The sequence below is a fragment of the Gaoshiqia hydrogeniformans genome, assembly GCF_049347105.1.
Taxonomy (GTDB): domain Bacteria; phylum Bacteroidota; class Bacteroidia; order Bacteroidales; family Prolixibacteraceae; genus Gaoshiqia; species Gaoshiqia hydrogeniformans.
On record NZ_CP186334.1, the window covers coordinates 3,245,726 to 3,259,977 of the forward strand.

Sequence of the window (14,252 nt, forward strand, 5' to 3'; positions counted from 1 at the left end):
CGGATCATACGAAGATATCCAACAATCGCTTCATCGATAATAATTAAGATCGGATAGAGTTTAACTATCGGTATGCCCGTCAAGGGAATGAAGGTAAGTTAAAAATAAAAACCGATCAATTTTTAGAAATAATTTTGAAGTATAGTGTTGTTTATATACTTTTGCACACGCAATAGCAACGGGATGTAGCGCAGCCTGGTAGCGCACTCGTCTGGGGGGCGAGGGGTCGCAAGTTCAAATCTTGTCATCCCGACATATTGAGAAATCAAGGAGCATCTAAAGCCTGTAAGTCGTGTGATTTACAGGCTTTTTTTGATTTTGTCGGGTTGATTCTTGCCCGGAAGAAGATGTTGTTGTCGCAAACGGGTCAAAAATCTTTTTTCGTTTAGTTAACATGTTGACCGGATAAAAGCTTAATTTTATTGGCAGCAATCAGAATAAACTAAAAATCAAATACCTTTTCCCGATCCATGAAAACCCGTCAAAGCCTAAGCATTTTATCCTTACTGCTGTTATCATTTATTCACCTGAATTTATTCAGTCAAAAGTTGCCTGACAGCAGGCGAACCAGCTATTATACCTACATTTATAAGCTGACCGATCAGGAAGCTAAAAAGATTTACAGAAATGATTTGGCGAAGGTCGGATCTTCCTGTTTTCACTCGCTGGTCGATTCATTTTTAACCGACAGTGCGTATACGGGGGTGCTGCCCAAAGGCCATTACCTGAAAACTTACGCGGAAAAGAATAAGCAAAAATTCTCTGTTACAACGGTTCATGATTTCGATGTTTTCATTCTAAACAACCAGACCGATTTGTGTATCCAGGTGTATGACCTGCACGGAAAGATCATTCCCGATGCAAAGGTGAGCGTGGGCCTGAAAAAACTGCATTTCGATCAAACCACACAATCTCACCTGGACCGGAAATCAAATCAAAAAGGATTGCTAAGCGTAAAGTACAACGGGTTTACAAGCTGGTACAATCTTGCCCGGCAATACAATAACTCGTTTATTAAGCGGGGAGCGCAGAAAGTGGCTTATCACACGCCGGTAAAATATGTCTGGCTGCCTGTTCGTTATGCCATCCGTCTCCCGATCGACGGGACCAGGTCGATTGTTGAAGGAGGAACCCGGGGAACCATTTACGGGACTAAAAGATTCTTTGTCCGGTCGTTTCGGAAGGTGGCTTCCATTTTTGATGATTCTTACCGTGATAGCTATTCCGATTACAAGTTTGAACGGAACCACACCGGTTATATCGTTTTCAACAAGCCGAAATACCATCCCGGCGACTCGGTAAAATTCAAAGCGTTCCTGCTTACAAAAGAGGGAAAGCCGGTTGATAAGCCGGTTAATGTGATTCTGCAGACTAAAAAGAATGTCGAATTAACCCGTCTGGACCCTTATCGTCCGGGAGGTTATGCCTGGCAGTTTTTTCTTCATGATTCGCTCCAACTGCAGCTCGACCGGCAGTATCCCATCCGGCTTGAGTTGAATGGGAGGAAAAAACTGAGGACAGGCTATTTCCGGTACGAAGATTATGAATTGTCAAAAAACAAACTTTCACTTCGCTTAGATCAGACCGAACAATACCGGAATGAAGAAGTTAAACTTTTTGTCAAAGGAACAGATGAGAATGACCTGAACCTGTTGGATGCCCGGATTGAGGTTCTGGTCAAACCAAAATTGATAAACCGGTATTTCGAAAAACAGGTATTTATCCCCGATACCCTTTTGTTCCTTGAAAAAAGGCTCGAACCTACGGGTGAAACTGAGCTTATCCTGCCTGATTCCGTTTTTCCCAAGGCCAATCTGGATTATGAGCTTGTTGCGCGACTGCTAACCTCCGATAATGAAGCAATTTCTGAAAGCCGGACCGTCAGCTATTTATACGATTCCGAAGAGTTTGACATGGAACTGCTCACCGATTCCATCCGGTTCGGTTACAAAAAAAACGGCGTGGGCAGAGACAAAAAGGTAACTATCAGTGCGAATGATAATTTCGGGAACCAAACAAAGATATTTGAAGGAACGACACCGTGCAAAATTGAACTTGATCCGTTTTTCGCATCTTATACGATCCAATCCGACAGCCTGATCAATACGGTGGATATTTCGTCACAGCCTTCTCTGTTTCAATGTTTCTCTGAACGAACACCGGATTCGGTATATATTGTTGCTGATAATCCGCGTAAGTTGCCTTTCAGCTATACCATTTACAAAAGGAACAGCCAGAGAGCGGCGGGATATACTGATTCGTTGGATTTCAAACAAAAAACAACTTCAGGGCAGACTTATTTCGTATCCGTTCGTTACCTGTGGGGCGGGAAAATGAAAGAAGAAAATTACCAGGTTCCGTTGATGGATAAAAAACTGAACGTATCTGTTATTCAGCCGAAGGTTGTTTACCCGGGGCAAAAATCGCGTATTGAAATCCTGGTAACCGATCAGGACGGAAAACCGGTTGAAGGGGTTGACCTGACGGCCTTTTCGTTAACCAAAAAATTTGGTTACATGCTGCCGGAATTACCGTACCTGGGAAAAAGCAGAAAGAACAAAACCTTGATTAACAATTTTCATTTTGAAAAATTTAATCCTGGCGCTTTTACAGGGCTGAAGCTGGACTATGAGGCATGGAAGTTGCTGGCCGGCCTTGATTCTATTGAATATTACCAATTCATTTATCCTGAAGATTCCATTTACCGGTTTGAATATCACACCGGGGATTCTGCAAGCCAGTTTGCCCCTTTTGTTGTTTCAGAAGGAGATGTGGTGCCTGTTCATGTCGTTGAAGTCGATCATAAACCGGTTTATTTTAGCTGGTCAACCCATATCCGGCCGTATTCTTTTGAGGTGGACAGCGGTTATCATCAAATCAGCTTGCGGACAAGTACAAAAAATATCACCATCGATAGCCTGTATTTTCATCCGGGCAGGAAACTGATTTTCAGTCTGAATGAAGATGTGTCGCTGAGAAATGTCAGGATTCAGGAAGCAAAACCAGAATTAAGCGTTTCCGAACAACAACGGTTGTATAAATACATTTTCCCGTATAGGAACACCTTTGGCGAACGGTATGCTTTTCTGGAACAAAAGGAGGGGGTCCGGTTTTTGAAGCCTTCGTTGGCAGGCAACAATCGGTATCATCTTGCCGGACCGGTTGCCGGGCCGGTTGCTTTTCATCTGATGGACAGTTTTTCGTCCGGCTTTGATCATGAACCGTTTTTTGAATATGAATTTGCACCCGAGTTGCTGAAAATGCGGAGCGCCGACCGTAGTAAATATCCCATATATTTAAACCAGTATCAGCGGGAACAGGAACTGACGGATGTGGTATTGACAAAAGCGTCGTTGCAGAAACAGTGGCAGGACTATCTTGATTCGAAACGGCGGATGAAGGCCAGATACCGTTACCCCGATTCGACCTCGCCCGGTAACGGAAAAATGCTGGTCAACCTGACCAAGCCGGATCAGCAACGAAAAGACATGCCACTGAATATGCTTGTTTTCAGGTACGACAATCCTGATTTTCTCCGGGTTTATCCGGGCCAGGTTTCCTTTGTTCACGATTTACAGGAAGGCTATTATAAACTGATCTTCTTTTATACCGGCGCCAAATATCAGCAGAAAGATTCCCTGTATGTTGAGCGTAACGGGCTGAATTATTATGAATTTGATCAGCCACTGACTTTTAATAAAGATACGTTTAGTCTGGCAGTTAGTCAGTTGATTGAAGAAACCATCTTTAGTCCGGTCCCGTTTTTTGATGATGAAGAAAAAGAACTGAAAACCATTTATCATTCCTATCAGCAGCAATTTCAATATACCGGCGATGGTGACGCGGTTGAGGGTTACGTGTTTGATCAGGACTCCGGTGAACCTATCCCCGGAGTCACGGTGGTTGTTAAAGGCACCACGTACGGAGCGATTACCACCCTGGACGGGTACTATTCGTTAAGAGTGCCGCGCGACCGGCACGAATTGGTTTTCTCATTTATCGGGTACGACAGCGTGGAAAAAAGAATTGCCGGTTTTGGTTCCGTGAACGTGAACCTTTCGGCATCGGTGATGCGTTTGGATGAAGTGGTTGTTGTTGGGTATGGAATGCAGCGCAAAATGGATTTGACCGGCGCTGTTGCCGGAGTATCCACGGTTCGGATGACCCGGGGTATTCCGGGGGTCAGCGGAAATATTTCATTGGCGTTAAACGAAAAATTGGGAGAGGTGAAGTTTATTCTAGGAGATGCTTCCGCCGGACAACCTTTTGAAATTATGATTCGGGGAACGTCGGTTTTGACGTCGGAACAACCGCCCTTGTATTTGATCAACGGAAATGTATTTTCGGGAAATATTGCCGAATTGGATCCCGGGCTGATCAAAAATATTCAAATACTAAAAGGCGCAGACGCCACTGCCATTTACGGGGCTCGCGGGGCTAACGGCGTGGTCATCATCGAAACCGGGCCGGGAACTTTCCGCCCGACCACTGTTCCGGCCGATAAAGGGGCTGATTTTGACGACACTTTTCTGGAAGCGACTTCCGCAGCAAGTTCTATTCGGGATCATTTCGCTGATGATGCGTTCTGGAAACCGAACCTGACGACAGATAAAAACGGCAAAGCCGGATTTGAAGTGACCTTCCCGGATGACGTCACCAGTTGGGAAACCTTTTATCTGGCCATGAACGGCAAGCGGCAGAGCGGACAAACGCAGGACCGGATCAAATCGTACAAACCATTGATGGCTCAACTGGCTGTTCCCCGCTTTTTGGTGCAGTCGGACACTACCTTTGTCATCGGCAAGGCTTTGAACTACATGCCGGATTCAGTCCAAATCACGACCCGTTTTGAGGTGAACGGACAACCAGGCTCCAGCCAAACGAAATATTGTGCCCATTTCATGCTCGATACGATTCCGGTAATCGCTTCTTTGGATTCTGTTTCGGTAAAATATTTTCTGGAGAAAGAAGATGGTTATTTTGACGGCGAATTGAGGGATATCCCGGTTTTTCCTTTAGGTTTGGACGAAGCCAAAGGCGAATTCCATCTACTTGACCGGGATACAACGATTCAGCTTTCTTTTGATCCGGCAATTGCCGGAGAAGCCACACTTTATGCCCGGGCCGATGTGCTTGATCTGATCCGGGCCGAAATCAGGCATGTGTTGAAATACAGGTACCAGTGTAATGAACAATTGGCTTCAAAACTAAAAGTATTGCTCGCTGAACGGGCGATGGCCGGTTATGCCAGGGAAGAATTCAAACAGGACAAGGAAATTGAGAAACTGATCCGCTTATTAAACGGAACCCGGAAAACAAGCGGGCTGTGGGGCTGGTGGAAAGATTCGGAAGAAAGCGACTGGATCAGTCTGCATGTGCTGGAAGCGTTGGCCTGTGCTGAAGAACAAGGTTATGCTGTTAAAATTGACAAAGAAGAGTTGGTTGGAAGACTGACCTGGGAATTACAAAGCAGCAGAAATTTCGACCGGAATATCAGGATGCTCAACATACTGAAACTGCTGGATACGCAGATCAATTACCAGGCGTACCTCTCCGATTTGGAAAAAAGCCGGAAATTATCATTGCACGAGTTGTTGCGGGTGATGGAACTGAAACAACAATGTGAGCTGGCTTTTGATCCCGACACCTTGAATCACTATCAAAAAACAACCTTATTCGGGAATGTATATATTGAAGACAAAAAACAAGAACCCAGCCTGCTGGTCAACGAAATCCAAAATACCTTGCTGGCCTACCGGATCCTGAAAGCAGATTCGGCAAAAAACGCAGTCACCCTGGGAAAAATCAGGAACTACTTTCTCGAAAACAGAAAAAACGGTTTTTGGCAGAATACTTACGAATCGGCCCAAATCATCGAGACTATTCTGCCTGATTTGCTTGGCGGCAAAAATGCGCCGGCGAAACCGGAACTAAAAATTCAGGGGGATGTAAACCAAACGGTCACGGAGTTTCCTTTTGAAATGAAAGTTGATCCAACTCAACAGATTCAAATCTCCAAAACCGGAGATTTCCCGGTATACCTGACCAGTTATCAAACATATTGGAACCGTAATCCGCAAATAATCAGGGGTGATTTTGAGATTACGACTTACTTTGATCACGATTCAACTTTAAGCTTGAAAGCTGGCAACGAAGTGAGCCTGGTTGCGAAGGTTAAGCTGACAAAAGATGCCGAGTATGTGATGATCAATATTCCGATTCCCGGTGGCTGTTCGTATGCCGACAAGAAAAACAACTTCAGGAACGAATCGCACCGCGAGTATTTTAAAAACGAAACCACGATCTTCTGCGAGCGTTTGCGGAAAGGAGAGTACTCCTTCGAAATTAAACTGATTCCCCGGTATACCGGCACTTATGCCTTAAATCCGGCCAAAGTTGAATTGATGTATTTCCCGGTGTTTAGGGGAAATGAGGAGATGAAGAGGATGAGGATTTGTGATAAGTGAAAAAATCGTTTCGCATTGGCATTGTTTCACGATATTAAAGGGCTACATGAATTAATGAGTTTTCATCCGGCCATCTTTTACAGTTCCCTGTTCATGTCGAATACAGCTGTACGGCAGAAATGCGCAACTGAATCTGATTTGAGGGGGATTTTCACATTTGTTCATCTTTTAAAACAATGAGTTTCAGTTTCCGTGTGTGTGATCGGTAAACTTGTATCTGATAAAATTGATTAATTTAGCCAACTTAATCAGAATAATTTCATATCCGGCATGTCAATTAACGAAGGAAGGGATCTGTATCAGAATATATGGGAACGATATATGGAAGGTGATGATGCGGCGCTTTCATCCATTTATTTTGATTTTTTTGATATGCTCCTGAACTTCGGAATGAAGTATTCGTCCGACCGGTTTCTGGTTGAAGACTGCATCCAGAATTTATTTGTCGATTTGTTGAAAAACAAGCAAAAACTGAAACCGGTAAAGAATCTCAGGTTTTATTTGCTGAAAGCGCTGCGAAATCATATCGTATCGGAACAGCGAAAGACAAAAAATCTGTTGCCATCAGAAGGTCCGGGGGAAACGGATTTCCGGATCAGCTATTCGGTCGAAAACTCGCTGATTGCCGATGAAACGGATGAACTGCGCGCCAGGTTTCTGAAAATGATCACCGAAGATCTTACTGCCCGTCAAAAAGAAGCCTTGTACCTGAAATTTAATTGTGGATTTGACTACACCCAAATCTCCGAATTCATGCAAATCAGTGTGGAATCGGCCCGGACGATGATTTACCGGACACTGAAATCGATCAAAGAAACATTTGGTACAGCCGACCATTCCAATCTGCTTTTCTTTAGTTTGTTTAAATCAGTTCAAAATTTATAAGCGACTCATAATTAGCCGAATATTTTTATTTTGTATTTCGTTTCTGAATTTTTTCTGAAATTCTTGTCTATGGATTTCGAATGCTTACGACTTATTAACGAAACCCTGAAACAAAATGAAAGAGAATTTTCAAAAATACACCCTGGACGATTTTTTAGACGATCCTGATTTCTGCAGTTGGGCAAGGTCAGGGCGACCCGACATGGATGGTTTTTACCGGCAATTGTTAGCCCAATACCCCGAACAAACAAATGTTTTTCAAAAGGCCGTTAAATTGATCCGGCTTTTTGATGATGAAAAGCTTAAAACCGATTTGAGCCGTAAATTGGAAATATGGGAAGAGATCAACAAGATCTATCGGGAGCAAAAGAAAACTCCCAGGTACTACCGGTTGGTTTTACGTTACGCAGCTGCAATTATCCTGTTGTTTTCAGTTGGTTCATTGACCTATTATTTTGTTTCATCGAACACCGAATATGATTTTATGTCGTCATACAACCGGGAAGATTTTACTGAAACTCGGCTTTTGCTGGATAACGGAAAAGAAATAAACATCCGGGACGACCGGTCTGAAATCGTTTACGAACAAAAAGGAAAGCAAATCAAAATCAACAACGAACTGGTGGAAAAAGAGAAGGAGACCCGCCATCCGGTAATGAACCAACTGATTGTCCCTTTTGGCAAACAAGCGAAAATTGTGTTGGCCGACCGGACCGAAGTATGGCTTAATGCGGGTTCGCGACTGGTTTACCCGGCGGCATTCGATGGCAATAAACGAGAAGTGCAACTCCAGGGTGAAGCATTTTTTCAAGTCAGCAGCGACAAGTCAAAACCGTTTATTGTCGAAACAAGCAATTCGAGCATCAAAGTGTTGGGAACAAGCTTTAATGTAAAAGCTTATCCCGATGAGACAGTTGAAGAAACGGTTCTGGTCGAAGGTTCCGTCAGTCTCAATTTGGGCAAAACGTTATTGGGGAAAAATGTACTGCTCAAACCTGATGAGCGTGTTGTTGTAGCCAGCTCCGACAATTCGTATTCCGTGTCGAAAGTTAATGTCACCAATTATATTTCATGGACTGAAGGAGTGTTTGTTTTCAACGATGAACCGCTGCCTTCGGTGCTGATGCGAATTTCACGATTTTACAATGTCGGGATCCGGTGGACGAAGGATGTGGAGAACCGGAAAATATCGGGAAAACTTGATCTGAAAGATGACTTCCAACGCGTTTTAAACGCCTTGACGCTGATCTCAGACGGAAACTATACTGAAGAAGACAAAGCGGTTTTTTTTAGGTTGAATGAGGAGAAATAAAATGAATGCAAAATAAAAAGGAAGTTGGTTAAAAGTGCCAACCATAACCAACTTCCTGAATTAAGTTTAACCGCCTCTGTAAGGCAATTTTAAACCTGTTAACGTTTCAAATTTATGAAAAAAAAATGGAAAACCGATGTCTCTGCCTCTAAGCGGAGCATCCAAAAGTTTTTGTTAATTATGAGATTAACGACCTTACTAACCTTATTACTTACCCTGACAGTTTCAGCGGGGACCTATTCCCAAAATACGAAACTGGACCTTTCGCTTGACAATGTCACGATTGAACAAGTATTGCTGCAAATTGAAAACAACAGCCGGTTCATTTTTATTTACGAGAGCGGGACAATTGACAAGTCGGCAAGAACGTCTATTTCGGTCAAAGACAAAACAATAGATGAAATTCTGGCAAAGCTGCTCGAAGGTACAGATGTAAAGTATAATATCGATGATCGTCAGATTTTGTTGTACAGGAAGGGGAGTCCGGTGAAAGATATCAATATGGCAGGAACTTCTTCGGTTCAGGTTCAGCAACTGTTATCTGTGTCGGGAAAGGTTACCGATTCGTATGGTGCACCGCTTCCGGGAGTTACTGTGTTAGTAAAAGGGACTACGCGCGGAATTATTACCGATTTCGACGGCAAATACTCACTTTCGGATGTTCCGTTTAATGCTACGCTGGTGTTCTCATTTGTAGGGATGAGCACACAGGAAGTCCCGGTAACCGGCAAAACTGCGATTAATGTTATCATGGACGAAGAAACCATTGGGATTGAAGAAGTGGTGGCCATTGGGTATGGTTCGGTAAAAAAGAAAGATTTAACCGGCGCTATTTCTTCTCTTGGCGGAGAGAAACTGGTTGCCCGCCAGACTCCCCAAATCGGAACCGCTTTACAAGGGGCCTTGCCGGGAGTAATGGTCACCCGAAACAATTCGCGTCCGGGAGGAGCTGTCACAATTCGGGTAAGGGGGATCACTTCAATGACCTCAAACGACCCGTTGATTATTGTTGATGGTGTACCAACCGGTAGTATCGACGATGTAAATCCCGCAGATATTGAAAATCTGACCGTATTGAAAGATGCCGCATCTGCCTCGATTTACGGATCGCGTGCGGCTGCAGGCGTTATCTTAATCACGACCAAAAGAGGGGCAGCAGGAAAAGAAAGCATCGATTATAATTATAGCTACTCGATGAATTATCAAACTAAAATTCCGGATTATGCCGATGCTCCCACCTACATGAATGTTTTTAACGAAATGCTTTGGAACGATAACCCGGCAGGTGGCGAATACATCCAGTATTCAAAAGATTTGATTGACAATTACTGGACATTGAATAAACAAAATCCCGATCAGTACCCGAATACCAATTGGGTAGACATAAGCTTGAGAAATTTTGCACAGCGTCAGAGCCATCAACTTTCTGTTGCCACAGGAAAAGATAATTTACGTACCAATCTGAGTATTGGTTATGTTGACGAAGACGGTCTTTTGGTTGAAAATCAATCATGGAAAAGAATGACGGCACGTTTAAACAATAACCTCACAATCGGACGCTGGTTCTCTTCAACTTTCGATATAAATATGAAACGGGAAGTCAACGTGAATCCGGCATTCGATTATTTCTACCGAATGAGGTACGAACCGCCGATTTTTGCCGGCATCTATTCCGACGGACGTTTGGCAGGAGGTTACAACGGAACCAACGTGTATGGGAAGATGGCATTTGGAGGTACGGATGAAACATCTGACAACCAGGTAGACAGTAAAATTTCAATCGATATTAAACCGTTAAAGGGATTGACTATCACCGGACTTTTCGCTCCCAAATTTAATTTCTACAAAGGAAAATTGTTTAATAAACAGGTTCCTTATTTTTCTGCCTGGGACGATACCGAAACAACTGAATTACTGGACGGAACTGAAGTTACAAAATTGAAAGAAACCAGAGTGGATAGTTATTCGCTTGTTTCGCAGGCCTATGCCAACTATGTGAAAAGTATCGGCAAACACAACTTCAGTTTGATGCTTGGCTACGAAAACTATTATTTTTTCCATGAAAATGTGATGGCATCACGTGGCGAATACGATTTTACATACTATCCTTATCTGGATGCCGGGCCGGGACACATGAAAGACAATGCCGGCGATGCTTATGAGAATGCCCTTCGCTCGGCTTTAGGAAGGTTCATGTACAACTGGAATTCGAGATACCTGTTACAGGCTAATTTCCGTTACGATGGTTCTTCCCGTTTTCATCCCGATTACCGCTGGGGTTTTTTCCCGTCAGTGTCAGCAGGGTGGGTGGTTTCAGAAGAAGGTTTTCTGGAAGATAATTCATTGATTTCTCACCTGAAACTTCGCGCTTCATGGGGACAACTGGGCGATCAACGCATCGGGAACTATCCGTACCAGTCAACCCTCAGTTTCAATAACCCGACTTTGTACATTGGCAATACGGTCACTTCGGTTCAAGGAGCATCGGCTTATCAGTATCCGGTACGGGATATTACCTGGCAAACCACCGAAACGAAGGGTTTTGGTATCGATATGAATACCTTTAAAAACCGTTTGAACTTTTCAGGGGATTATTACTGGAAACAAACCAAAGACATGTTGCTGAAACTTCAGATTCCTACGTTTATGGGTTATTCCGACCCTTATCAAAATGCAGGAAAAATGTCGACAAAAGGATGGGATATCGATTTGGCCTGGAATGATAAAATCCGTGATTTCCGATATGGGATTAGTTTTAATATTTCGCATCACCGCTCGGAAATGGGATACCTGAAAGATACACGTGTTGAAAGCGGCGGAACCATTATACAAGAAGGAAGCGAATACTACGAATGGTATGGTTATTTGAGTGATGGAATTTATCAAACGACTGAAGAACTTGCCGGTTCACCGGTTACATCCGGCGTAGTTACAATCGGCGATGTCCGATACAAAGATATCAGCGGCCCCGATGGGGTGCCCGATGGTATTATCAATACAAATTACGACCGTGTGCTGCTTGGTGGTTCATACATCCCGCGTTTGAATTACGGGGGTAATATTAACATGGAATACAAAGGGTTTGATTTTTTACTTTCTTGCCAGGGCGTTGGCGAGAGAAAATCGATGCTGACCGATGAAATGGTACAGCCAATCCGTTCCGATTTGTACAATGTACCCGAAATTATTCTTGGAAAATATTGGAGCCATTACAATTCTGATGCGCAAAATGCCAATGCAAAATACCCGAGAGCGACCCGAACCGGTATTTCGAACAATTATGCAGTTTCTGATTTCTGGTTGATTAATGGAGCCTATTTCCGAATTAAAAACATCACCCTGGGGTATACCCTTCCAAAAACATGGATGAATAAAACCGGAATTAACAAAATCAGATTTTATGCCAGCTTGTCCGACTTCTTTACAATCAGCCACTTCCCGACCGGATGGGACCCGGAAGTAAGTTCAACGAACTATCCGATAACCAAAACAGTCACCTTTGGCGCTTCTGTAAGATTTTAAATTGTAATTAATTAAACGATAAAAAGTCATTCAATATGAAACTTAAAAAATATCTTATCATAATTGGATTAGCAGGGATTACGTTATCGGCATGCAACGATCTGGATCTGCAACCGCTTTCCGAGGCTTCCTCCGAAACCTGGTTTACCGACCGTACCCAGGTTGAAATGAGCCTGAACACCCTTTATCTTCATCAGTTCTGGCCCATGTTTAAAAACGATTTTACGACCTTTAGCAACGGGGCACGTACAATCAGCAATGTTATGTCGCTGGACGAACCAACCGATGACTGGATGAACCGAACCTCGGTGGTCCCTTTTATTAACGGTACTTTGAGCGGCAGCAACTCCACATTTCTGAAGAACACCTGGAGTTACAGTTACAAGGCAATCAGCCGATGTAATACCATTCTGGCAAACATCGAACGATCGAAAGAAAACCTGGCAGAGGAACTTTATGAACGTTATATGGCTGATGCCCGCTTTGTAAGGGCATGTCAATACGCGAGGTTAATCTCTTATTTTGGCGATGTTGTTTATTTTACCGAAGATATGGATTTGGAAGAAGGATTTGCTCAGGGACGTGTCAATAAAATGGAGGTACTTAGTCATATTTACGAAGATTTTGACTATGCCATTGCAAAATTACCTGTAGCTTATGAGAGCAGTGAAGTGAAGAGGGCGACCAAAGGGGCAGCGCTTGGAATGAAAGCCCGTATCGCTCTTTTTGTAAACGACCATGCAACAGCGCGTGATGCCGCGAAAGCATGTATGGACCTTGAAATTTATCAACTCTATCCTGATTTTGGCGAGTTGTTCCTGAGTAAAACAAAAAACTCAGTAGAAACGATATTTGGTATTCCCCGTTCTACAGAATACAAAACCAGTCTGGCAGGAGGCGCTGTTACTGCTTACCTGAGCCGTAACGTAACTTCTCCTTCTACAACTGCCAGTCCATCGTGGGACTTGCTTTGTGCTTTCCTTTGTACCGATGGAAAACCAATCGACGAATCGCCCTTGTACGACCGGACTAATCCGTTTAAGAATCGCGACCCTCGTTGTGGCTATACCATTGTTGAATTTAACTCCAACTATTTTGGGTTTAATTATACGCCTCATCCCGATTCAGCCTTATGCTGGAATTATACACAGAAAAAATTTGTGACAAACAAAGATTCAAAAGCCGGCGACACCTATGCTTCCTACAATGGATTGATCCTCCGCAAAGGGATTGACGAAGATTGGAGCGATAACCTGGAAGCCGATAATGATAAATTGATTTTGAGATACGCTGATATTCTTATGATGTATGCCGAAGCAAAAATTGAACTGAATAATATCGATCAAAGTGTATTGGATGCAATGAACAAAGTACGGGCACGAGCTTACAAAGTAGATTTTACATCAAACCTGTATCCGAAAATAACAGAAACCGACCAGGCTAAATTGCGGACCATTCTGCGGACTGAAAGACGAATGGAGTTTGCTTTTGAAGCTTTACGGTATAACGACCTTCTACGCTGGAGGATTGGTGAAATCGTGTTGAATTACAAGAATTATGGTTTACCGTCAAGTCTTGCTGCCACTAAGACGTATGTGAAGAATAACCACTGGTTTTTCCCGGGAATCCCCCAGATTGATGAAAACGGATGTCCCGACTTCACTACAATGGCCAATGTTTCTCAGTGCCGTGTATTGAGCCAGCGCGTATTTGACGCCTCGAAACACTATTTATGGCCAATTCCGGCTGATGATATTGCGGTGTGCCCGAACCTGAAACAGAACACGGGCTATTAAGTCAGTTATGCCGGGGCTGAACAAAAAGCAGGAATCGAGTCATCCCGAACTTGTTCCGGGATCTCCTTATTCTGATCGGCAGGCCCTGAAATAAATTCAGGGTGACGCTGATTGTGGGTCAAAGGCTTTTTGTTCAGCCCCGGTTTTCAACATCTGATTTTACAAAAAAAACGGGAAGTAGCATTTGAATAACAGCTAAACGGGAAAAATTTCATCTGAAATTAAAAAATCCCCCGAATTGACGCCGTGAACGGACTGTCGACAGGGGTT

General features: G+C 43.5%; 5 protein-coding genes and 1 tRNA gene. All 6 read left to right on the plus strand.

Features of this window, described 5'->3' with window-relative positions; genetic code table 11:
- Positions 1-179: 179 nt before the first annotated feature.
- The 6 genes from ACOIT5_RS13230 (at position 180) to ACOIT5_RS13255 (ending at position 13,982) form a co-directional block, all read left to right on the plus strand.
- A tRNA-Pro gene (locus tag ACOIT5_RS13230) sits at positions 180-253 on the plus strand.
- 217 nt (positions 254-470) lie between these two features.
- Positions 471-6,467, plus strand: a complete 5,997-nt coding sequence (locus tag ACOIT5_RS13235) for a carboxypeptidase-like regulatory domain-containing protein (RefSeq protein ID WP_423126629.1) — start codon at positions 471-473, stop codon at positions 6,465-6,467.
- Positions 6,468-6,737: 270 nt separating this feature from the next.
- Positions 6,738-7,352, plus strand: a complete 615-nt coding sequence (locus ACOIT5_RS13240) for an RNA polymerase sigma factor (RefSeq protein WP_423126630.1) — start codon at positions 6,738-6,740, stop codon at positions 7,350-7,352.
- A 115-nt stretch (positions 7,353-7,467) separates the two neighbouring features.
- The gene (locus ACOIT5_RS13245; protein ID WP_423126631.1) at positions 7,468-8,664 is read left to right on the plus strand and encodes a FecR domain-containing protein; all 1,197 of its coding nucleotides are present in this window, start codon (positions 7,468-7,470) and stop codon (positions 8,662-8,664) included.
- A 180-nt stretch (positions 8,665-8,844) separates the two neighbouring features.
- Positions 8,845-12,186 carry a TonB-dependent receptor gene (locus ACOIT5_RS13250; RefSeq protein WP_423126632.1) on the plus strand — a complete coding sequence of 1,114 codons (3,342 nt, stop codon included), beginning with the start codon at positions 8,845-8,847 and terminating at the stop codon, positions 12,184-12,186.
- A 35-nt stretch (positions 12,187-12,221) separates the two neighbouring features.
- Positions 12,222-13,982, plus strand: a complete 1,761-nt coding sequence (locus ACOIT5_RS13255; RefSeq protein WP_423126633.1) for a RagB/SusD family nutrient uptake outer membrane protein — start codon at positions 12,222-12,224, stop codon at positions 13,980-13,982.
- Positions 13,983-14,252 lie beyond the last annotated feature (270 nt).

Bases quoted from the DNA above. Each gene is read 5' to 3' on its own strand.
- ACOIT5_RS13250 (WP_423126632.1), top strand. From the start codon at position 8,845: ATGAGATTAACGACCTTACTAACCTTATTACTTACCCTGACAGTTTCA.
- ACOIT5_RS13255 (WP_423126633.1), top strand. From the start codon at position 12,222: ATGAAACTTAAAAAATATCTTATCATAATTGGATTAGCAGGGATTACG.
- ACOIT5_RS13235 (WP_423126629.1), top strand. From the start codon at position 471: ATGAAAACCCGTCAAAGCCTAAGCATTTTATCCTTACTGCTGTTATCA.
- ACOIT5_RS13245 (WP_423126631.1), top strand. From the start codon at position 7,468: ATGAAAGAGAATTTTCAAAAATACACCCTGGACGATTTTTTAGACGAT.
- ACOIT5_RS13240 (WP_423126630.1), top strand. From the start codon at position 6,738: ATGTCAATTAACGAAGGAAGGGATCTGTATCAGAATATATGGGAACGA.